Annotated in this window: 16 protein-coding genes and 1 pseudogene; 13 read left to right on the top strand and 4 right to left on the bottom strand. The window is 44.2% G+C overall.

Translation table 11 applies throughout. From position 1 onward, the window contains the following. Positions 1-59: 59 nt before the first annotated feature. From icd to AABW11_RS05835, 3 genes are all read left to right on the top strand, one after another. The gene (gene icd, locus AABW11_RS05845) at positions 60-1,307 is read left to right on the top strand and encodes an NADP-dependent isocitrate dehydrogenase (protein WP_340103854.1); all 1,248 of its coding nucleotides are present in this window, start codon (positions 60-62) and stop codon (positions 1,305-1,307) included. Positions 1,308-1,428: 121 nt separating this feature from the next. Further along, positions 1,429-1,590 carry a DUF1206 domain-containing protein gene (locus AABW11_RS05840; protein WP_340103853.1) on the top strand — a complete coding sequence of 54 codons (162 nt, stop codon included), beginning with the start codon at positions 1,429-1,431 and terminating at the stop codon, positions 1,588-1,590. A gap of 482 nt (positions 1,591-2,072) precedes the next feature. Further along, positions 2,073-3,275 carry an acyl-CoA dehydrogenase gene (locus tag AABW11_RS05835; protein ID WP_340103852.1) on the top strand — a complete coding sequence of 401 codons (1,203 nt, stop codon included), beginning with the start codon at positions 2,073-2,075 and terminating at the stop codon, positions 3,273-3,275. Between the two features lie 157 nt (positions 3,276-3,432). On the opposite strand, the gene AABW11_RS05830 is transcribed toward AABW11_RS05835, so the two are convergent. Both AABW11_RS05830 and AABW11_RS05825 read right to left on the bottom strand, forming a co-directional pair. Beyond that, positions 3,433-5,688: a T9SS type A sorting domain-containing protein gene (locus AABW11_RS05830; protein WP_340103851.1), complete on the bottom strand. Its 2,256-nt coding sequence runs from the start codon at positions 5,686-5,688 to the stop codon at positions 3,433-3,435. 353 nt (positions 5,689-6,041) lie between these two features. Next, on the bottom strand, positions 6,042-7,223 hold the full coding sequence (locus tag AABW11_RS05825; protein WP_340103850.1) for a hypothetical protein: 1,182 nt from the start codon (positions 7,221-7,223) through the stop codon (positions 6,042-6,044). A 206-nt stretch (positions 7,224-7,429) separates the two neighbouring features. Between AABW11_RS05825 and AABW11_RS05820 the strand changes: the two genes are divergently transcribed. The 5 genes from AABW11_RS05820 (at position 7,430) to AABW11_RS05800 (ending at position 12,666) form a co-directional block, all read left to right on the top strand. Beyond that, positions 7,430-8,587 (top strand): hypothetical protein, encoded by a 1,158-nt coding sequence (locus AABW11_RS05820; protein ID WP_340103849.1) that lies wholly within the window; start codon positions 7,430-7,432, stop codon positions 8,585-8,587. A gap of 795 nt (positions 8,588-9,382) precedes the next feature. Next, positions 9,383-10,168 (top strand): hypothetical protein, encoded by a 786-nt coding sequence (locus AABW11_RS05815; RefSeq protein ID WP_340103848.1) that lies wholly within the window; start codon positions 9,383-9,385, stop codon positions 10,166-10,168. Between the two features lie 383 nt (positions 10,169-10,551). Then, positions 10,552-10,797 carry a hypothetical protein gene (locus AABW11_RS05810; RefSeq protein WP_340103847.1) on the top strand — a complete coding sequence of 82 codons (246 nt, stop codon included), beginning with the start codon at positions 10,552-10,554 and terminating at the stop codon, positions 10,795-10,797. Between the two features lie 40 nt (positions 10,798-10,837). Then, entirely contained in the window at positions 10,838-11,827 is a 990-nt protein-coding gene (locus AABW11_RS05805; RefSeq protein ID WP_340103846.1) for a universal stress protein, read from the top strand. A gap of 11 nt (positions 11,828-11,838) precedes the next feature. Continuing rightward, entirely contained in the window at positions 11,839-12,666 is an 828-nt protein-coding gene (locus AABW11_RS05800; RefSeq protein ID WP_340103845.1) for a universal stress protein, read from the top strand. A gap of 22 nt (positions 12,667-12,688) precedes the next feature. Here the strand turns inward: AABW11_RS05800 and AABW11_RS05795 are convergent, their stop codons facing one another. Continuing rightward, a complete protein-coding gene (locus AABW11_RS05795) occupies positions 12,689-14,542 on the bottom strand; it encodes a hypothetical protein (RefSeq protein WP_340103844.1) in 1,854 nt (617 codons plus the stop codon). Positions 14,543-14,794: 252 nt separating this feature from the next. Here AABW11_RS05795 and AABW11_RS05790 point away from each other — a divergent pair, with 252 nt between their 5' ends. From AABW11_RS05790 to dnaB, 5 genes and pseudogenes are all read left to right on the top strand, one after another. Next, the gene (locus tag AABW11_RS05790; RefSeq protein ID WP_340103843.1) at positions 14,795-16,126 is read left to right on the top strand and encodes an asparagine synthase-related protein; all 1,332 of its coding nucleotides are present in this window, start codon (positions 14,795-14,797) and stop codon (positions 16,124-16,126) included. Between the two features lie 300 nt (positions 16,127-16,426). Beyond that, positions 16,427-16,831 (top strand): annotated as a pseudogene (locus AABW11_RS05785) (putative toxin-antitoxin system toxin component, PIN family). Between the two features lie 26 nt (positions 16,832-16,857). Next, positions 16,858-17,796: a radical SAM protein gene (locus AABW11_RS05780; RefSeq protein ID WP_340103842.1), complete on the top strand. Its 939-nt coding sequence runs from the start codon at positions 16,858-16,860 to the stop codon at positions 17,794-17,796. A 286-nt stretch (positions 17,797-18,082) separates the two neighbouring features. Further along, the gene (locus tag AABW11_RS05775) at positions 18,083-19,597 is read left to right on the top strand and encodes an NAD(P)/FAD-dependent oxidoreductase (RefSeq protein WP_340103841.1); all 1,515 of its coding nucleotides are present in this window, start codon (positions 18,083-18,085) and stop codon (positions 19,595-19,597) included. A gap of 167 nt (positions 19,598-19,764) precedes the next feature. Beyond that, complete coding sequence (gene dnaB, locus AABW11_RS05770) at positions 19,765-21,285, top strand: replicative DNA helicase (RefSeq protein ID WP_340103840.1); 1,521 nt, start codon at positions 19,765-19,767, stop codon at positions 21,283-21,285. 514 nt (positions 21,286-21,799) lie between these two features. Here the strand turns inward: dnaB and AABW11_RS05765 are convergent. Then, on the bottom strand, positions 21,800-22,645 hold the full coding sequence (locus AABW11_RS05765; protein WP_340103839.1) for an HAD-IIA family hydrolase: 846 nt from the start codon (positions 22,643-22,645) through the stop codon (positions 21,800-21,802).

Genomic DNA, 22,645 nt, shown 5'->3' with positions numbered 1-22,645 from the left:
AATAGGCTCAATTTTTCACTATTTTCATTTAAACTAACCTCAAACCTAAATCAACACAGATGAGTTTTGACAAATTAACGAAGCCGACTGAAGGAACAATCATTGAAAAGAAAGCTGATGGTTCCCTGAAAGTAGGTGATGACCCGATAATACCATTTATTGAAGGAGACGGCATTGGGATCGACATCTCCCCTGTCATGAAGCATGTAGTTGACAGCGCCGTTGAAAAAGCGTTCGACGGCAAAAAGAAAATTAACTGGTTTGAAGTATACGCCGGAGAAAAAGCCCTTGAAGTATATGATAAGGATACGTGGCTTCCTGAAGATACCCTTAAAGTATTTGAAGAGTATAAAGTTGGGATCAAGGGTCCATTAACCACACCCGTTGGCGGCGGTATTCGCTCACTAAATGTGGCTATCCGTCAGAAGCTGGATCTTTTTGCCTGTGTGAGACCCGTGAAGTACTACAAGGGAACACCTAGTCCTGTAAAACAGCCTGAGCTTACAGACATGGTTATTTTCCGGGAAAATACCGAAGACATTTATGCCGGTATAGAGTATCAGACTGGAACGCCCGAGAACGACAAGCTCAAAAAATTCCTGATGGAAGAATTGGGCACCAAAAATATCCGGTTTCCGAAAACATCGTCACTCGGCATCAAACCGATTTCAACTGAAGGAACCAAGCGCCTGGTTCGGTCCGCCATCGACTACGCCATTGAAGAAGGCCGCGACAACGTCACGCTGGTTCACAAAGGCAACATCATGAAATTTACGGAAGGAAGCTTCAAAAACTGGGGTTATGAAGTAGCTCGCGAAGAGTACGACGCTGAAGTGATTGGCGAAGGCCCATGGTGTAAACTACCCAACGGCATTGTGGTGAAAGATGTGATTGCTGACGCATTCCTGCAGCAGATACTCACTCGTCCCGATGAGTACGATGTAATTGCTACGATGAACCTGAATGGAGACTATATTTCTGATGCACTTGCCGCATGTGTAGGCGGTATCGGTATTGCACCGGGTGCCAATATCAACTATAACACCGGTATTGCCGTCTTTGAAGCCACCCACGGAACGGCTCCCAAGTACACCGGTCAGGATAAAGTCAATCCGGGATCCCTTATTCTCTCAGCCGTAATGATGCTGCGATATATGGGCTGGGGCAAAGCCGCCGACCTGATTGAGGGAGGCCTTGAAGCCGCCATCAGCAACAAGCGCGTGACTTATGATTTTGAACGTCAGATGGAAGGTGCAACCCTACTGAAATGTTCAGAATTTGGTGAAGAGATTATCAGTAATATGTAAAGCTGATTGTCCTTATTTGAATCAATATTGTTAAAAGCCTCATCATCTCTGGTGGGGCTTTTTTATTTTTCTGTACTTTTCAGCTAAACTACTGCAAAGCTTATCAAAATTACCCCCGCAAATGCTATTATATAAATGGATCGCCATCTCAACCCTTGCCCGAATGGGGTTTATTGCAAAAGGCATTATTTATTTCATGGTTGGCCTGCTTACACTTCAGACCACTATTGAAATGGGTGGACAAACATCGGATTCAAATACTGCCCTGCGGGAATTTATCTAACAGCCGTTTGGAACCGTCCTGCAGATTGCAATTATGAACGGCTTCTCGCACATGCCTCAGGTGGACTTTCTCGAGATCTACCCGCACTAAGGGAGAAACCTTTTGGCATCTGGACACTTGCTGTAACCTCGGCGAGAGTGATTACACATGGAATGTATCTTGTTGGGATTTATTGGTATCTCAAAATATTTAATTCATGATCCCAAGACTCCTTATATCTCACCCTAAGTACAATCAAGAATAGTCGTTCTGTCCATCTCATCGCATTACGCTGTCTTCGATGGATCAGAGCTAAAAAGGAGCGGCGTTAGACAAAATAAGTGCATTTTTAGAATAGAAATTTAATCCCTGCCATAGACCTTACTGAATATTACAGCAGCTGACAAAATATTCTGTTCAAATTGAATGATTTACCAGTCTGATTTCTTTACATTTATATCATTACGAATAGTTTATCTACCATAATAAAAATCATCTCCAACATGGCTTCCAACTCATTCAATATCGACGATGCCTACCTGTTTGAATCGGAACTTTCCGAAGACGACAAAATGATCATGGAATCTGCACGCGAGTATGCACAAACCAAGCTCGAACCGCGTGCACTTAAAGGAAACCAAGAGGAAATTTTTGATATCGAGATGGCCAAAGAGATGGGCGATCTCGGGCTGCTCGGGGCCACCATCGACCCGGAATATGGCGGCGTGGGCGCGAGCCAAACAGCGTATGGACTTATTGCCCGGGAAGTAGAACGGGTGGATTCGGGCTACCGGTCGTTTATGTCTGTACAATCGTCTTTGGTAATGTATCCGATTTCCATCTTCGGAACTGAAGATCAGAAACAAAAATTTCTGCCAAAACTTGCAAGCGGTGATATGATCGGCTGCTTTGGTCTGACCGAACCCAATCATGGGTCCGATCCCGGCTCGATGGAATCCACAGCCGTAAAAACCGATGGCGGCTGGATATTAAACGGGGCCAAAATGTGGATCACCAATTCTCCTATCGCCGATATTGCCGTTGTTTGGGCAAAAGCTAAAGAGAGCGTGGATGATGAACCCGTTATTCGCGGGTTTCTTGTTGAAAAAGGGATGGAAGGATTTTCAGCCCCGGCTACCAAACATAAGATGAGCCTGCGTGCATCATCAACCGGTGAGCTTGTGTTTGAAGATGTGTTTATTCCCGATGAGAACGTCTTTCCCGACATACGTGGATTGAAAGGCCCGTTCATGTGCCTGAACAGTGCCCGATACGGCATCGCCTGGGGAGCAGTGGGAGCCGCTGAATTTTGCTATCAAAAAGCACGCCAGTATACGCTCGACCGAAAACAATTCGGTAAACCAATCGCCGCGAACCAACTTCCTCAAACCAAACTGGCCGACATGCTCACCGAAATCACTTCCATGCAGATGCTAGCGTGGCGGCTGGGTAAACTTAAAGATGAGGGACGGCTTCATCCGTCGATGGTCTCCCTGGCCAAGCGAAACAATGTTGGCAAAGCTCTGAACATCGCAAGGGTCGCACGCGATATGCACGGCGGCAACGGAATTTCTGGCGAATACCGCGTAATCCATCACATGGTCAATCTTGAATCAGTGAACACTTACGAAGGAACGTACGATATTCATGGGTTGATACTCGGTCGCGAAATTACCGGAATACAGGCGTTTGAGCCCAAAGGATAACGATTTTTCTTACTGGCTTTCACAATTTTGTTTTGATGTAAATAAAAAGGCGCGTTGAATAACAGAATGTTCTGACAATGAATTATTGAATACATTCTCAATTATTTCTTTATTCAACACGCCCAAATCTCGATTTACAAAAAAAGCTTTTCATCATTTATTTGATAAGCGATAGCTGACGCGACATCATTTGCCCGCCTGCATTCAGCCTGTACAGGTAGATTCCCGATGCAAGATTGCCCGCATCAAAGCTGACAGTATGGTGCCCTGCCGCTTTTGATTCATTATTTACAAGCGTAGCGACCTTCTGTCCCAGCATATTGTACACCTCAAGAGTAACCTTACTGCGCACAGGTACTTCATAGGATATATTCGTCGTGGGGTTAAACGGATTCGGATAATTCTGCCCGAGTTTAATATCCGAAGGAAGTGTCTGAACTACATGTTCATCAATTGAGGTAGCGATCCCACCCCCATTATTTGTTGTAACAAAGTACCCATTTTCACCAGCCATCCAGCCCTTTTGACTGTCCAGCATGTCGATGCTATAAATATCCTCGTTTGTTTCTTGCCCATATATTTCTGTAGTGAAGCTGTTGCCGCCATCAGTGGTCGTCAAAAATATACCTCCGCGTCCCGCAACAAAACCACTGTCAGCAGTAACAAATTCAAGATCCGCAAGGTCATAATAAATTCCAGTCGATAGATTATTCCAGGTCGTACCTCCGTCATCTGTTTTCATCATGTCGCCCCGGTCCATTGCAGCATAGCCGGTGGATGCATCAAAGAAGTGGAGTTCATTGATTTCATTGCTCTGGCTATCCTGCTCATATTGGATGGTCCAGCTGGCTCCCCCATCTGTTGTAGCCGCTATCTCATCATTCCCAACCAGCCAGCCACTATTTTCATCAATAAATTGAAACGTATGAAAATCGTTGTTGGAATAATCACCTGTGACCTCAAGCTCGAACCAGGATCCGCCACCATTGGTTGTCTTTAAAAATTTCTCTCCCGCTTTGATATATCCTGTTTGAGAATTTAGGAATTGAACGTTCTGTATGTCATCCTGTTGCTCCCAAACCGGAAAGTCCAACTCTAAATTAACCCACGAATCACCGCCATCGGGCGAGTAATAAATCAGCCATACAGAATCACCGGTCCAGTGGTCTGTGCCAACGGCCCAAACGTTGTTTTCATCAGCAAAACTAACTGAACTAAAATCCTTACGGCCGTCCAGGGTAAGCGCACGGTTCCAGGTTTCTCCTCCATCTTTTGTGACGATTAGGCTTCCCTGAACTTTGCCTCCTGTTGCAATTACCCCCAGGTTTTCATCATAAAACTCAACATCAGTTATATCTAATCCTGTTATTATCGATTCTTCAAGTGCATTACTTGCCGGGGTAAATAGCGTTATTGCGCCGGTATATCCAACGGCGATCCATTGATCCCCAACCCGGTCCACAGCGCTCCACTGAAGGGGGCCGCCGGCATCTGAGATCACGCTCCAGGTGTCTCCCGCATCTTCTGAAATATAAATAGCATTGGATTCTGTTTCACCATATTGTTCTTTACCACCAGCTAAAATAATCTCTCCGTTTTCGCCAATATCAATATCCCGGACCACATATTCGAAACTATGTGTCGTCACCCGGGTCCAGTTATCACCGCCATCTGTCGTTTTCAGCACAAACGCGATATCGCCGTCATCATAGGTCTGCCCAACTGCAAAACCTACATTCTCATTCAAGAATTCAACACCATAAAAGCTATCAGAATACCTGGTGAGGCCAAGCGTATCAATATCAACAGCCAGGTTCCATGTATCTCCCGAATCCACTGAACTATACAAACTTCCGTATTCCCCGGCTACCCAGTAAGTGCTGTCATTTTGAACATGGAAGTCGAACAGGTTTTCTGATCCGGCACTGCGTGAGATCCAGCTGTCTCCTCCGTCTGTGGTATGCAATATATTCCCGTCAGCAGAAGCGACCCACCCGGTTTGAGAGTCCAAAAACTCCATGTCGTTGAAGTCATCAAAATCAAATGAAGACAACACCTCCCAGTTTGCACCACCATCGGTCGTTTTTGCAAGCATCTCGGAACTGCCGCCCCCGCCTGTATTAAAAGGGCCGCCAACATAGCCGGTATTTTCATCGAAAAAATGAAGACTTAAAAAATTCCGTGATTCACCAAATGATATATCACTCCAGGTTTCACCACCGTCGGTACTTTTGATGACGGTGCCTGAATTGCCTGTTGCATAAACGATTTGGTCGGTTACAAACTGAACGTCATTAAGTGAGCTTACAGTTACTGACCCGTGAGCGGGTTTCCAGTCTTGTGCATGAAGTGTAGTTATTAAAAGGGCAAAGTAGATAAGTGTACAAAAGAGAATCTGTAAATGTTTTTGCATATTACTTACGCTTATAGAATTAGTTTTTAGATGATATTTTGAATTGCAGCTATAGAGCTGTTGGGCCGGTTCAGTGACCGCAATTTCATATGCTGCAATGACTTTCTCGTTCTAATAGCGACGTAATTCACTCATAAGTGTCAAAAAATGTGATATTCTAATACCGTAAAACAAGACACGTGATAATCCGGGTTTAATTTTTCTGTCGAGAAACCGGTATATCTGGATGTGGCATCTTTTGGTTGATCTTAAGAATGTACTTTGAAGCAAATGAGAGTACTTTTAATTGTGTTTTGCCAGTGTTGAAATGTGGTTTAGTCATCGAATGAATCAACCACAAATTTGTATGACTTTTATTGAAACGAAATATTATAAGCTGCTACAACCTCAAACCCGGCAGAATTTTTCTCGATGGTATAAGCAGTTCCGTTTTTTACCAAACGTATCGGTTTATCAACCGGCCACATAAAGCGGGCAATCAGCTCCTGGCTGCGGTCATCAATCACAAACCACTCCGACATCTCTCTGTCTTCAACCACTGTTGATACCCAAATCCGTTTCTCATCATCCAGAAGCATATGATAAAGCGCCGGCCAGAATTTTGGATACTCAGCACTTTCGCGAACCATTAATAGCTGCCGATTATATGTATAGGATGGAAATATATCGTCATCAGGATTTAGCTCGAGGCGCTCATAAGGATAAGCGTATGTTCTGAGCAAACCTCCCTCCTGCGAATATACCCTCACATAAAAATCAGACGAATTTGCAGCGTAAAGTAGTCCGTTCGGCTTAAAATCGATAAAAGGCTGCTCATTGATGGAGAGAGTAAAAGCGGCTGGGCGTCCAGCATAGTCACCCACCATATACCGTTGTGCCATCCCTTTGAAGAGACGCGTTATCTCTGGCTGACCGTTTTCATTTAGAGTGAGAGATGTATATTGAATTTGCCATTCAGGCTGATAGGCCGGATTACGTTTACCTGACTCTATCAATAGTATACGACTCCCATCAAGCAGGCCCACGGGGGTGATGTCAGTTTGTGCAAGATCTGCAGCAAAATCGCTTCGGGTGTACAGAGTATCGATATCAACAGCTTCCATAAAATCCCCGGTCGATGGATCAAATTTACTTATTCGACGCAATTCCGGGTCCGACACCCACAGTGCAGAGTCTGACACCTGCAATCGATCGGCTTCTTGGAAAGACCCCGGTGTATTGCCAAGCTGCCCAATGTGTCCGGCATAGTCTCCATCAGCTAAAAAGCGGTGAATGCGCATGTGATTCCACTTTTCGCCTGACAAAAACACGATTCCATTGCGATCTACGGCAATATCGTGAATGTTATCGAGGTAGAGGCTGTCCATAAAAACAACCTGTTTATCAAATACTATTCCAGGGAGAACAGAGTCATCTTCAAAAATAATCTGCCTGGTATTTGCCGGTTCGTTATTCCGGCTTGAATCGTGGCCGAAACATCCTGTCATTAACGTCAGAAGCCCGACTAAAATGAGCTGGTAAACTGATAGTTTCATTAATAGGTAAGTACTTTCACTTTTTGTACATCTTGAAGAATAATAATATATACTTTAATAATAGCGTTTCTCTGTGGATAATTTAAGGTAACTAAATCAGCTGTGCTAAAAATCAGAACGTTCTGCAACCCGAAATTTTCATCTCCCTTTTAAAAAAACCTCAGTTCTGCATACCTTTTATCGATTCTTTAAACCAACTAAATTACATGACTGACAAAATTATAGATCAGCAGCAAGAGCTCAATTCTATTTATCAGAACCTTAAAGTACAAGACAGAATTGCCATCGACCTTGAGTTCGATAAGAACTATTATCGCTATGGATTCAACCTCTGCCTGTTGCAGATTTATGACGGAACGAGCTGCTACCTGATTGATCCGCTGAGCAGTGACCTCAATATTGAAACAATTTTCCCGGTTCTGGAAAGTGACACTATCGAGAAGGTTGCTTTTGCGTTTGGTGAAGACCTTCGCCTTCTGCACTCAATTGGCTGTTTTCCCAAAAACGTTTACGATCTGGACAACGCCATCAGCCTCCTGAACTACTCACCCGCATCACTCACCAACCACCTCAAAAATATCCTCGATATTGAGACCGGGAAATCGTCACAAATGAGTAACTGGTACGACCGGCCACTATCGAAGCAACAGGTTCAATATGCGTCGGAGGATGTAGTGTACCTCTTCCAGCTACATGATTACCTGAGAAAAGAGGCTGCTCAGAAAAAAATTGCAGACTGGATTGATCAGGAAAACCAAGCTGCGCTTCTGGAAGATTATTCAGCGATCGAGAGTAACGGTGTTGTTAAATATAAGAACAAAAGAAATTTCTCAGAACGCGAATGGCATCTTTATATTCGGTTGATGGAAACCCGGGAACAGCTATCTGAAAGCCTGAATCGGCCATCATTCAAAGTCATAAAAAAAGAGATTATGATGGAGATTGCGCGGAATACTAATGAGTTGGATAACTGGACAAATACCCGCGGGATTCATCGCAGGCTAAGAAACGAAAAAATAAAAGAGAAGCTTCAAATTGTTCTTGATCAAGCCGAACAAGAAGCAGATGAGCTGGGACTATCTGATTCAGAATCAGCAGATACCCCGCCCTCGCCTGAAGAACGTATGGACCAACGCCGTCAGCGCGAGAAAGTAAATCTTGCCAAAAATGAGTTCTTTAATCCCATCAAAGAGAAAATTGAGGCAGATTATGGAAAAGAGGTGAGTACCTTTTTATTCAGCAATCGAATTATTGGTGAGATCGTTGCGGATGAAAATCCAAATCTTTTAGCCTACAAACAAAACCTGTTGAAAGAATACGCTACCAGCCTTGATCTTGATATTAGCAAGTTTCTTAATATTTGAAGGGGGGCTTGGAAGTACCTGATTGTTATTCATTTATAACTCAATAACAGGAAAGCTACACGCTGCTATTCTTTAGTTGGTGATACATACAGCTCTCAAGTTTTGTTATTCCAATCAATATATTTTCTTAAAGCACTTTCGGCTCTATGTTGATAGGTGTGGGTAAAAATAAATATCCTTTTATTCTTGAAAAATACAATTCCAATCTACACTGGTATTTTGAAGTCAACAATACGACCCTGCCCCGGGACAGGGTCTGGTTCAAAAGCTAATATCAGGAGTATCTTTCCCATTTAAACCCTTACAAAATAATTGACAAGAATATAACCGTCAAAAATATCTCTAAATAATATTCCACCCCATACCCACACCGATCAACAAGAACCGTACTTTCTAACTATCGTATAGCTACGTTTTCCCTTCTATTTAAATTTCCTAATTTCAAGTTTTCTGAACCCCACCTATTTTAAGTGATAACATTAGACCTGGTTACAGGTTTAGCTTTCGGGTAAACACTATTAAGAAAACAGAAAACATTATGACTGCCAATCATCTGCTGCGGCGGGCCCTGCCTCTTCTTTTTATCATGGCTGCGGGCTTAATGGCTTGTGAATCATCAAACAGCGCAGATTGACTTGAAGACTCACTGGCTGATATCCCCGATCTAAATCTTATTGAGAGAGCAGAACAGATTGTTGCAACCGTCAATAAAAACCGTAAAACATCCAATTTCACCATCAGTATTGAAGGTATGGAAGAGATATCAGGAATTGTAGCGGGTGAACATGCCGCGTTTTGTGCACTTGGGATACGCCCATAAATTCATCAAACGGTTCCTATGGAAACGTCAGACTTCACGACATTAAAAGCGAAGCATATTGGCAGGGAGTCAATTACCTGGTTAATAATGTAGATCGCTATTCCGAGAAAAATGATGACCTGACCGGGCTGGAGGTACAAATTGCACTCTGGTCTATTATGGATCATAAGAAATTTGATATGAATGAGATTCCTCTTAATCAGCTTCTAAGCTATGTGCGTGATGGCGGTTTTGACCAGGATCTGATCGATACTATTATGAATGATGTGAAAGATAACAAATCGTCTTTAGATCCATCTCAACCAGGCAACCAGGCTTACTATGCTCAGATTGATGATGCACAGCACCAGATTATCATTATACCCGGCCAAGGTTATAAAAAGGAAGAATTTGATGTCCGCTTCAGAAATCTAACCTCATCGGCCGCTCAGCATGAAATTTATCTTGGTGTGGGCGACCTTGGCGTAGAAGCAAACCGAGAACAGAAAGATGCCACGTTTACACAAAACAGAACCACCCCTATTGATTTTGCCTACAACGCCCGAGCCAACGAATTAAGCGCATCGGTCGGAGGAGACTATGTAATCTATGAGAATCTTTCAGACAACATGCCCGCAAACTGCTCCATTGGAGATGTCGACCATGCAGAACTCTGGGTAGCAGCCCGTGATGCCGGTACCACGGTAACTCTATCGGGATCAGCTATGGCTCAGCCGTTTTCTGTATCAGCTGATGGTAACGGAATTAAGAACCGATTCTAAACCTTCCAGAACCTTGATGTGTCTGGTGGGTTTACATTAATCGCGGACATCACCATGGCCGGGACCTTTACTGATAGTGAGAATAGTAAGGTTGAACTTATACTTGGCTGCCCATTAAATTAGGGTCCTTTTTAAACACATTTATTTTAAATTTTTCCTAAGAGGAGCTTCGGCTCCCTTTTTACCCCTCCCCTGAGTAGATAGCTTTGGTCCAATCCCTTCAGATAAGATGTAAGAAATTCCCCCACATGGTCTACTCTTATTTAGCTATACCAAATATTGATATAAAAACGTATATATAAATAGATCGATTAGAGGGAATATGTCAAAACTAGTTCCCAATATAAATCTGCAACTTTAAAAACAAAAACATGGAGGCAGTTATGTATTCCGATCATATATATTCAGACCAACCGGATTATCTGGAAAAAGAACGAATAAACCTGCTTCTGAAGCACGGCTATTATGGATATAAAGTCAAAAACATTGAATTTGATGACCATCGCGGACAACTTATTGCTGTAGCTCAGAATATAAATGGGAACACTTTGTCAGCTTATGGGGAAACAAAAGAAGACGCCTGTATACAGTTAATTGATTTAATAGGTATTACGCTAGACACGTTATAGTTTTCCCGGCACTGCAGGTATAAATTTAATTCCGGACACAATGGCTACTATCGACCGCATACTCGTGCCGACTGACTACTCAGACTATTCTGAAAACGCCTGCCAGTTTGCTGAAAATCTGGCAGCAGCTACTGGTGGTGTTGTTGATTTGCTGCACGTGATTCCCAATAGCATTCTGATGAACGAACAGTTAAGAGAAACAGCAAAAGACAATGAGGAGGTGGATAATGATATTTATCCTCTCATATTTAACGAGGCGGAGCTGAAATTAAACTCACTTGCCAGAACCCATTTTCAACACAAAAACCGGGGCGACATTTTCGTAAAAGTCGACCGGTCCCCGGCGGCTCTTATTACGGATCAAGCCTGGCAGGGCAACTACTCCCTTGTAGTCATGAGCGCCAAAGGTAAAGATGAATCCGATATGTTCAGGGGAAGCACTACAGAGCGGGTCCTGAGAACATCACAAGTTCCGGTACTAAGCGTGTATAACCATCCCGACACACTTAAGTCAGGGCGTATCATTGTGCCTGTAGACGGATCGATACTGTCGATGGCTGCAGTGCCGGCGGCGGCACTTATCGCATCTCTTTATAATGCTTCAATCACTTTCCTTTATGTCCATGAACGAATGGAGATATTCAACAGAAAAGTTCCAGATAAGGCGGATGATGTACAGAGCGGCCGGTTTTCTGAATATCTGATGGAGCGGCTGATGGATTTTATTGACACAATGAAACCTCAGGGACTACATGTGATCGATTCCGGGGAGCTCGGACTTACTGGACTTGTGTACAACAACGAAGAAATAGGCATCTCTTTTGAGGCTCTAACAGGATATTCAGCACATCATGAAATTACTACTTACGCCAACAAATTTGCCGATATGGTTGTGATGACAACACACGGCCGCAGCGGGCTGGCTCATATGCTATTGGGGTCACACGCCGAAAAAGTAGCATTGAATACAGAAAAGACGGTGTTAACCATTCGGCCAGACTCAAAACTTTTCGATAAACAAAAACAATAAATCCCGGACCTATGAAACAGGCTATAACTCATATTCTGGTTCCTACTGATTTTTCAGCATTTTCAAACCGTGCTTTTCGGTTTGCAACGCATCTCGCCAAAAAATCAAACGCTAAAATGACGCTTTTCCATGTTGTTGAGCCTCCCTACAATTTTGCTACCGCCGTTGAAGGAATGCTCGATATGATGGAAAAAAATGCCTTAAGCCGCATGAAAAATCTGATTGCCGAGTTTGGTACTGATATTGATATCACCAGTCAGATCAGACATGGCCGCACGTCTGTAGAAATTCTTAACTGTATTGACAGAGAAGGAGCTGACATGGTTGTGATGGGGAGTCGCGGCCAAAGTAAATTGTCGCGAACCGTACTGGGAAGTGTAAGTGAGACCATCGCACACGACCTGACTGTACCGCTTTTTTTAATTCCTGCAGCAGATGAAGACCCGGTGATCTCGTCCCTGATTTTTACAACAGATTTCAGAATCAACGATCCGGCACATTTTAAATTTACATCATCAATGGCCAGCCTTATTGATGCATCCGTAGATTTGATTCACATATCAGAAGAGTTCGATTTTGATGAAAGAATTCGACATTTAGGATTTACGGAAATTCTGCGTGATGAAGCCGGAGATGATTCTCTGATGATAGAAATTATAAATGGTGATAGTCTTCTGCATGGTATCGCTGAATACGTTGACCGCCAAAAGAATGCAGCCCTCGTATTTAATCGATATAAAAGGACAGTTTTACAGAAGCTCTTCAAGAAAAATCACACCGACGAAATAGTGGTTTACTCCGACTTACCACTCCTTATTATACCCTCTGGATCTATCTGACTATTGGGAATGTATGACCGACTCAGAGATGCGAGATACGTTTTTTAATTTGGGATAGTGCCTTTTGCCACTCGCTTTTAGTTTCTTCCGGCATCGGCGGTATGGATACATTTGTTTCTTGTCTGATCTTTAATACCTGCTTCTTATTGGCTATTCTCTCCAGCGTCTGGCGGCCGGCGCCGTAATTATATCTTAAAAATTCAACAGCTTCGTCAGACAGGTCCACATGATACTGCCAAACAAGAGTTTCTGCCAGACGAATAGCCGCAATTCCGAGACCGCTATCTGCTTCCTTCGCCATTTTTTCGCCCAATTCCTGTTTTTGAACAGAGCTAAGATCCGGAGAAAGACCCCCCAAATAAATCGCTTTGGTAGCGTTTATATTTCGCTGAATTTCCGGTTTTGAAAGATGAATGTGAGGCTCTAGTGCTACCGCGATTTCAACCGCAAGCCGCCTCGCCGACATTGCCCCCCTATTGCTGAAAGAGGAAAAAAGTGAATGACTTTTCGTTTTTATATCCTCTTTCTCAAAATACCAGGACAAATGCCTGCAAACGTCGAGCCGTGCTTCTTCTGTAAGCACAATAAGGCTCTCTTTAATTCGAATACCTTTGCTTCTTTTTCCTTTGGAAAAGAGCCCTGATTCGAGTGACTCATCTGTTGTCAGTTTTTTCCACTTGGCCATCGCCTCCATCAATTCTTTATGCCGTTTCCTCGAATCGCGATAACCATCGTGGGCCATTTGATACAGTTCCAGACCGTTTGTCATTATGTCGGTAAGCCTCATTAACTCTTTCTTTGTAGATGAACCATTCCGGCTAGCCTTTCTAAGATGGAGCGCGAGCCTGTCCATGATTTTTGTTACTTTCTGAACAAGCTCATTAATATCTATGCCCTCCGGCAACTCCACTGTGCTTGCAATATTTGTTTCCACAAGGTAGGATGCAAGAGCACGAATCCGGTTACCGCCCCGCGCCTGTGCTACACGGTAGCGGCTCCTTTTTTTCTCAAGATCATCCAGTCTGCTGGCATATTTCCATCGGCCCGAATAGGAAAAGATAAGCATAGGTATCTCCCTGCCGCTTATCAATTCAAAAGCCAGTATCATCATCTCCTCCACGTCTCTGAAGGTCATGATATATGGATTGTTATTCTCAATGGCCGACATTACCCGCTGAATAAAGTATTTTTCCCGGGGTACGCCGTATTTTAGCTGGCCTGATGTATTTCCCGTAAACCATTGCTTTAATTCACGTGCAGCTTCCGGTGATGTTTCTTCAAGCGACTTTGCAATCTTGTCTATTTTCTGCCGGTAGGCTGCATAGAGTTCCCGCACTTTTGTTTGCAGTCCAATTCGGCGATATGCATGAATCTGCCCCATAATTTCACCAATTTCCCGGTCTCCCGTCAGATCCGAAAATGCTATTGTCACACCGTACGGCGTAAGATCTACTCGCCGCAATAGCTGTAGCGCTGCCTCCCGCTGGCGTGCTTCTCCCTCATATCCCTGAACAACTTTGTCTCTTGCTATAAGTATAAGGTCAGCGAGTTTGCCGGTCACCCGCTGAATGTCTTTTTCGGCCTGTTCCTCAAGGTGCCCTTGCGTGCCATCATATACGACCTTGGCTGCGAGGCCAATCAACCCGGAAAAAACCGTAAAGCTGACGAAATAGATTAAGAGCTGAAGCGACGGCATCGTCCCGTACCCGATGTAGTATCCGCCAATGAGGCCAAGTGTGGTTACAGGGCCGGCCGTCCAGAAAATCTGCATCAGCGCGTGCGACCACTTTACTTTGTTAAGGCTTTGCTTAAGACGGCGGGTATGCTCGTTTTTCTCCCGGTCGAGCGTTACCCATTTTTTATTATTCTTTGACAAATATTGAGATGTTATGAATTGATTTTTCCATGTGCAGACAAATATAAGGCAGATTTAATAGATTACTGAATTTAAGTGGAGATCGAAATTTCGTCTGACGATTGTCCTTTTCTTATGACGAGTTATGTAGACTTGTAATCAATAGTCCCCCGGCTCGCAGCCACTCCTTGCTAAACGCTCGCGAGAGATTCCAATCTTTTCATTATATTTGACTCAATTAACGATTTCCAGCCACAAAACATTATTGCCACTATGCCCCACGTCGAAAAAAAACTTCACGATTTTGTCAGCCTCATCGATCCGTCCGAGAACCAGATTTTTAATATGACTACTGAAGAAGCCGAAGAGCGTATTGCCTCCGGTGATCCAGCAAAAGTACGGGAGATTGAAGGTTCATTTGCCATTGTTCACAAATCAGGACAGCAAGTCTATCTCGCACGTTCCATTGGGCGTCCAATGCGCTATTTTATGGCTAAACAGGTATCAGGACCGCTTTTAATTGTGGCTGAACGGATTGATGAAATTCATAACTATCTCAAAAAGCTTGGTTTTGGAGATCAATTCAGACCGGATTATACGCGAATGGTACCTGCCCACTATCTTGTGCGGCTTGATGTTATAGGATGCCCTGACCCTAACCCTCAGTTTAATCGCTTTTTTGAACCCGAGCGAAACGTTCTTGATGCAGATTTAGATGCAATCGGAGAACGGTATATTAGCGCTCTCAATAAAGAATGCCGCAAATGGCTGCAAACTTTACCGGATAATGAACCCATCGGCGTGATGTTTTCCGGCGGCATCGACAGCGGGTCTGTCTTTCTGTCTCTCTACCATCAAATGCTTGAACTTGGGATGAATCCATCACGTCTGAAAGCGTTCACGTTAAAAGTGGGTGACGCAGCCGATGCCGACCAGGCGTTTGAATTTCTCGACAAGTTGGATCTCTCCATCTTCCTTGAAGTCATTGAAGCAGATAAATCCGAGCTGGATTACAAAGAAACTATTCGGGTGATCGAAGACTACAAACAGCGCGATGTGGAAGCGGCAACAATGGGGCTGACACTCATCAAAAAAATTCGTGAAAAATACCCGAACTGGCTTTGGCTGGTTGATGGTGACGGAGGCGATGAAAACATGAAATCCTATCCAATCGAGGATAATCCGGAACTGACCATTCGAAGCGTTCTTGGAAATCCGCTGCTCTATCACGAAGGCTGGGGCGTGGATAAAATCAAGCATTCCCTCACCTACTCCGGCGGTCAAAGCAGAGGTCACATCAGAACATATGCGCCGGCTAAAAAATACGGGTTCAAAGGATTCAGCCCCTACACGCTGCCGAACGTGATTGAGGTATCGGAAGGCATCCCGTTCATAAAACTGACTGACTGGAAGCACGAGGAACTTTATGCACTAAAAGGTGATGTGGTTCAGCGGGGCATAAAAGCTGTTACCGGATTTGATATGCCGGTGTTTCCAAAACGGCGGTTTCAGCACGGGGCTATCAACGATGAAGGGTTCAATGAGCTGTTCCCTGAAAGTGAAATGACCTACCGAAATTATTTTCGGTCACTTTATGCCGAATAACGGCTCAGCATTTAACCGGTTTTACCATTGATGGGAAGAAAACCTTAAAACTTTCCAAATCAAGGCCAATTTTTTATACATTAAATCATGGAACCAGTAAAAATAGACATACTAAATCCCAAAGCCAGGCAACTGCTGAGAGACTTAGCGGACTTAGATTTAATTACTATTCGAGAAACTACCAACAATGGTTGCTGAAGTATTAAAAAAATTAAGATCCAAATCAGATAATGTTCCGAGCTCTGAAGAGATTGCTGGCGAGGTGGAAACCGTCCGATCCAGACGAACTAATAAGTAAGAATGCGCCTCATTCTCGATACTAATCTATGGATCAGTTTTTTAATAAGCAGTAAATACGAGAGACTTGATGAATTGCTGTTTAGCAAAGAGTGCAAACTTCTTTTTAGTCAGGAACTTCTTGAAGAATTTGTAGCTGTTGCCAGACGCCCAAAGCTCAGAAAATATATCTCATGAGATGAATTGGAAGATATTTTAGAGACGATAGATGAAGTTGCAGAAATTGTAACTGTAACTTCAGATATATCAGCATGCCGGGATCCCAAAGATAACTTTTTGCTGTCTCTTGCAGTAGATGGTAAAGCTGATTACCTACTGACCGTAGACAAAGATCTTTTGATACTGAAAAAAATTGGTGTGGCAGAAATCAGAATCTTATCAGAATTCTTCGATGAAATTTACTCCTAAAGACTCCTCGAGATCAGAAACCTGCGATGAAAACTAACAAAGAGATCATTGACCTGAGGCCACAAAAGAAACAGGTAAATTCCCGGCGCCCTTACAATTGGTTGCATGAACAGGAACCTGATGCTGAAGGCACAATCAGACGGGTGAACACACTGTTTCTGACCAACAAGGAGTGCTCGTTTAAATGTGTGATGTGCGATCTCTGGAAAGACACGCTTGATGAGCCCACACCGGCGGGTGCCATTCCGGAACAGATCCGTTTGGGGCTTGAAAAACTCCCGGCGGCGGACATGATCAAGCTGTATAACAACGGTAACTTTTTTGATAAAAAGGCGATTCCCCCGGAAGATCATGCAGAGATTGCGCAGCTAATGGATTCTTATGAAACAGTACTGGTTGAAAATCATCCGAAGCTTTGCAATTCATCCGTCACAGAATTTCAGCAGATGATAGAAGGAGATCTTGAAGTGGCGATGGGGCTTGAATCAATTCATCCGGATGTTCTTCCACAACTCAACAAGCAGATCACAACTGACGTTTTTAAGCAGGCGGCCGCTTTTCTCAAATCGAACGGCATTAAAACGCGGGCATTTATTCTGCTGAATCCTCCGTTTTTGACGGATCCACGAGAAAATATCGAATGGTCGCTCAAGGCCGTCGATTTCGCATTTGACTGCGGAATCGATACCTGCTCCATTATACCGACACGCCCGGGTAATGGCATTATGGATCGATTGCTTGAAGACGGATTATTTGTTCCTCCCACCCTTCACGCCCTGGAAGAGACCTTTGATCGAGCGCTTGCCCTTAACCGTGGCCGTGTGTTTGCCGACACCTGGGATCTTTATCGTTTTTCTGATTGTGATAGTTGCCTGCCATCACGCAAAAACCGGCTCGAAAAAATGAATCTTACACAGAAAATTCTGCCGCTTGTTAGATGTGATGCTGGGTGTGGCAACTTATAAATTTTCTCTTGCCCCGAATCCCTTGGGGAAGAGGGGACAGATTGGAGCAAAGACGCAGCGCGTCATTTGTGAAATCAGGGGTGTGTTTGCGGGTCAACAGACCTGGAATGTTCACATCTTTCAACCAACGCTACGTTACACATCCCTCGTTGATCTCATCCGGCGCCGCCGGTTCGTTCATGCTTTTCCCCATTACTTCAAAAGTTAAAAAAATAACTGTGTAACGAACCAAACTTATCCCGCTTTTTGTTAGGTTAGCCTGCAATATTTTCAAGAAATTCACTTTATGCCTCATCCCCCAAAAACCTACGATTATCTTATTGCCGGCAGTGGCTTCACCGGGTCAATTACGGCGTTGTGCCTGAACAGCGCCGGTTTTGATGTCTGTCTGGTCGAAAAAGATGAACATCCCAGGTTTGCCATCGGGGAATCCTCTACACCGATTGCAGATATGATTCTGCGCGATCTGGCCGACACGTACAATCTGCCGCAACTCAGAAAGCTTTCACGTTATGGATCATGGCAAACACATTATCCAAATGTGACATGCGGACTCAAACGCGGTTTCAGCTACTACAAACATTCAAAGCATCAGCGGTTTCAATCCGATTCCGATCACAGCATGGAATTGCTGGTTGCCGCCAGCGTTGATGATAATAATTCAGACACTCAGTGGTATCGTCCCGACACAGATGCCCTGTTCGTGCAAATGGTGAAAGACGCCGGCATCAATTACTTCGATCACACTGAGATTGCTTCCGTTGATAGAACAGAGATCGGAACGTGGTCAGTCCGGGCAAACCAGGATCGAAATTCCATTATACTTGAGGCTGGTTTTATTATCGACGCTACCGGCTCGCCGCAGTTTTCAGGTCAGTTTTTCGGCACGACTTCCTCGGCTGATGAATTCCACACAAGTTCGCGAGCTATTTATTCTCATTTTGAGAATATACCTGAGTGGCAACCTTACCTGGAAAACCTTGGAGCCAAAACAGCCGATTATCCCTACAACCCCGACCACTCTGCGCTGCACCACCTCATTGAACCTGGTTGGCTCTGGATGCTTCGGTTTAACAATGGTTTGCTGAGCGCAGGCTTTGTTATAGACGGAAGTGAACCAAATAGCAAACCTGCTGCCGATGAGTGGCAGCGTATACTTTCAGATTACCCATCACTGGAAAATCTCTTTAATAGTGGAAAAATTGCTGACATGCCCGGCAAACTCGTCAAAACTGGACGCCTCCAGCGTAAACTAAATACCATGTATGGCAACGGTTGGGCCGCACTTCATCACACTGCCGGATTTGTTGATCCGCTGCACAGCACGGGCATTGCGCATTCCCTGTCCGGCGTTGAAAAATTGGTCTCTATTTTAACGGAGACTCATGATCATTCAGACAAACGAAACAACAGGCTAAGCGATTACGAGGATGCATTTTTCAGAGAACTGAAGCTCATTGACCTGTTGGTTGCAGGCTGTTATAAAAGCCGACGAAACTTCGATCTATTTACTGCTTTTACAATGCTCTATTTCATCTGTTCTATTAACTATGAGCAGAGCAGGCTTGCCGGACATGTGCCGGATCACTTTTTGAGTGCTGGTAATCCCGAGCTCAATTCTGTCATGCGACGATGTTTTGCAGAACTCACATCCCTTCTTGAACAGAGCCCTTTACCTAACCGTGATAAGGTAGAGCGGTTCAAAGATTTTGTCATCCAACAGATTAAACCATTTAATAGTGTTGGTTTGATGGATCCATCAAAGAAAAACATGTATGAGCATACTGCAGCGGTGTTATAATAACTCCAGGGTTTAGATCTGACTTTTCAATCGATTAATAAAGTTTTCGTTCTTGTCTCAGCTCCTTTTTTGTTAATTTAATTGTTCAGGCGAATCCCATTCATTGATGAGCCCAATTACAAAAAAAAAGTAGCCTCTAAGCTCATTTATTCAACGTTTCTATCAGTATGGCAGATCAGCGAGATTCTAATTTCCAGAACAATAACGGTAATTCAAAGTCGATGGATGGCGGTCGAATTCCGCCTCAGGCAGTTGAGGTTGAAGAAGCTGTGCTTGGAGCCATGCTCATTGAACATGAATCGGCCACCATCGCACTGCAGCAGCTGCAGTCAGAAGACTTCTATAAACCTGCCCATCGCCACATTTTTGAAACGCTTCAAAGCCTCTATGAGCGCGACAACCCTCTTGATCTACTAACGGTTGAAAATGAACTTCGCGACAACGACCTGCTCGATAAAATCGGGGGTGGCGGCTACCTGGCCGATCTAACGCGATCGGTAAGTTCGGCGGCCAATGTAAGCTACCATGCCCAGATCATAACTGAAAAAGCAATCAAGCGAAAACTGATTGTTCAGTGCAATGAGATCATCAAAAATGCATACGATTCAACGTCCGATGCATTCGAATCCCTTGATGCGGCGGAACAGCGGATTTTTGAAATTGCTAATACAAAATCGCGCGCCAGCTCGCAGGTTATTGGCGATATCTTGAAGGATACGCTCCAGTATCTTGAAGACCTTCGCGGCAAACCCTCAGGAATTACCGGCGTTCCGGCCGGGCTTGATGTGGACAAATATACATCAGGGTGGCAGGATGGAGATCTGATTATTATCGCGGCGCGTCCGTCGATGGGAAAAACTGCTTTTACACTGACCTGTGCACGGAATGCCGTTCTCTACCCGGATGAATCGATGCGGAAGAATGTAGCTATTTTCAGCCTTGAGATGTCATCGCAGCAGCTTGTGCAGCGTTTCCTTACGATGGAGGCACGAATTGACGCCCAGCAGGCCCGAACCGGTCAGTTAAAGGATGAAGACTTTAAGCGACTGATTGACGCGGCCAGCCGCCTGTTTACGGCCAAAATTTTTATTGACGATACGCCCGGCCTCAGCCTGATGGAGCTCCGGACCAAATGCCGCCGTCTTAAAAGCGAGCACGATATCGGCCTGATTGTGGTGGATTACCTACAGCTGATGACAGCCAATTCGAAAGATATAGGCAGCCGTGAGCAGGAAATTGCTACCATTTCAAGAGGACTCAAAGGACTTGCCAAGGAGTTAAGCGTTCCTGTTATCGCCCTGTCGCAGCTCAGCCGGGCGGTTGAACAGCGTGGCGGCGATAAACGACCCCAGCTAAGTGATCTGCGTGAATCTGGTTCGATTGAACAGGATGCCGATGTGGTTTGCTTTCTTTACCGGCCTGAATATTATGGAATTACATCCACTGCTGAAGGTCAATCCACAAATGGCCTTGCCGAACTCATTATCGGGAAGCAGCGTAACGGACCTGTTGGCACATCAAGTATGTATTTTGTTAAGCAGTACGCCCGGTTCGAGAAACTGACGCAAACCGATGACCCCATGACGGATGGATCAGGCAAGGGTGACTCACAATTTTTGCCCGATCAGACGCCGCCACAGACACCGCCTCCAACGCATAATCCCGGCGGCGATGACGCTCCTTTTTAATTCTCTATGGGATTTTATTGTTGATTAATGTTGTGTTCGTCATGACGCACCCCGATGCGGCATCTCCCAATTTCTCTAACATCAAGATGTAATCGCGGGCTGAGATCCGCGATCTTACACATCCTTACAACGGTAAAGAACTTGCCAATGCAGGGTAATAACCTCAGTTCGATTTATAAATTTTTAAATAGATAAGAGTTAAAGTCTCCCCTAAAAAGGGGAGATTTAGAGGGGTGTCCATCTGATTTCTAAAGAATCTGATAAACATCCCCCTGTTTCCCCCTTTTCTAAGGGGGACTATTTACTTTATGATTTAATAATCGAACTCAGGGGTAATATGATCAGGCAAGAATGGAAAATCCCGGCTCGAGGCAGGGATGACTTTATATACGGCTACAAGTGGTTCAGCTAAAATTTGGACGAAAAAATAGTGCATTGTCAACTCAAAACCTGTCAGGTTTGAAGTATATTAGACTTGCTCCAAATTCAAAATTCAAAAAACCTGACAGGTTTCTTATGTCAGTATCGAGTCCGAAATAAAATCAGGAATGATACCGCTCGAATTTATTTTCATCTCCACGCTTTCAGGACGGGTATTACCGGATAGTACAAGAAGTGTTTTCAGCCCAAATTTATTGCCGCCCAGAATATCGGTGTGAAGTGTATCTCCTACCATCAGTATATCACTTTTCGTAAAAAGCCCGGTTTTGTTGATATCATCAAATGCATACATAAACATTTGGGAATCCGGCTTTCCAAATCGGATGAATTTCTGGCTCAGCACGGACTCAATCAGCCTGCTTATTCCACCGATAGCTACTGCCACGTCATTTTTTGAGATAGGATAATATTTGTCGGAATTGGCCACGATAATCGGAAGGTTCTTTCGTCTAAGAAAATTCACGGTCTTGTTTATGCCCTCCTCCCAGTTAAACCCTTCATCGTCAAGGAAAACAAAAGCTTCAATTTCATCTACATTGTCGAGGTCTATATCAGCTACAGGTATTGGTTCGAGGCCATACTGCAGAAAATATCCGGCAGAGTTCGGCGTGCCTAAGTAGGCAATTTTTCCAGTTTTTACTTTCAATTCCAGAAAGTGACGGGCCAGCATGCCCGAGGTGATAATCTCCTCATCCTTCAGGCCGCTCAATCCCAGCGATGTAAACATTTCAACCTGTTGCTCCTGGCTGCGTGATGCATCATTTGTGAGAACCCTGATTGTTTTCTTCTCGTCTCTAAGCTGGTCAATAACGGGCTGTACACCCTCAATTAAACCATTGTGATTCTTTAAAACTCCGTAAGAGTCTACAAAGATAGCTTTATACTGTTTAGCGATTTCTTTAAAAGAAACTCTGTCCAT

Origin of the sequence: Rhodohalobacter sp. 8-1 (assembly GCF_038150125.1) — a bacterium.
Lineage (GTDB): Bacteria > Bacteroidota > Rhodothermia > Balneolales > Balneolaceae > SW132.
Note: the sequence above shows the minus strand (reverse complement) of the source record. Positions and strands in the feature narration are given on the sequence as shown.

Bases quoted from the DNA above. Each gene is read 5' to 3' on its own strand.
- AABW11_RS05820 (WP_340103849.1), top strand. From the start codon at position 7,430: ATGACTGACAAAATTATAGATCAGCAGCAAGAGCTCAATTCTATTTAT.
- AABW11_RS05830 (WP_340103851.1), bottom strand. From the start codon at position 5,688: ATGCAAAAACATTTACAGATTCTCTTTTGTACACTTATCTACTTTGCC.
- AABW11_RS05810 (WP_340103847.1), top strand. From the start codon at position 10,552: ATGTATTCCGATCATATATATTCAGACCAACCGGATTATCTGGAAAAA.
- icd (WP_340103854.1), top strand. From the start codon at position 60: ATGAGTTTTGACAAATTAACGAAGCCGACTGAAGGAACAATCATTGAA.
- AABW11_RS05765 (WP_340103839.1), bottom strand. From the start codon at position 22,645: ATGGACAGAGTTTCTTTTAAAGAAATCGCTAAACAGTATAAAGCTATC.
- AABW11_RS05775 (WP_340103841.1), top strand. From the start codon at position 18,083: ATGCCTCATCCCCCAAAAACCTACGATTATCTTATTGCCGGCAGTGGC.
- AABW11_RS05805 (WP_340103846.1), top strand. From the start codon at position 10,838: ATGGCTACTATCGACCGCATACTCGTGCCGACTGACTACTCAGACTAT.
- AABW11_RS05790 (WP_340103843.1), top strand. From the start codon at position 14,795: ATGCCCCACGTCGAAAAAAAACTTCACGATTTTGTCAGCCTCATCGAT.
- AABW11_RS05825 (WP_340103850.1), bottom strand. From the start codon at position 7,223: ATGAAACTATCAGTTTACCAGCTCATTTTAGTCGGGCTTCTGACGTTA.
- AABW11_RS05835 (WP_340103852.1), top strand. From the start codon at position 2,073: ATGGCTTCCAACTCATTCAATATCGACGATGCCTACCTGTTTGAATCG.
- AABW11_RS05780 (WP_340103842.1), top strand. From the start codon at position 16,858: ATGAAAACTAACAAAGAGATCATTGACCTGAGGCCACAAAAGAAACAG.
- AABW11_RS05840 (WP_340103853.1), top strand. From the start codon at position 1,429: ATGCTATTATATAAATGGATCGCCATCTCAACCCTTGCCCGAATGGGG.
- dnaB (WP_340103840.1), top strand. From the start codon at position 19,765: ATGGCAGATCAGCGAGATTCTAATTTCCAGAACAATAACGGTAATTCA.
- AABW11_RS05800 (WP_340103845.1), top strand. From the start codon at position 11,839: ATGAAACAGGCTATAACTCATATTCTGGTTCCTACTGATTTTTCAGCA.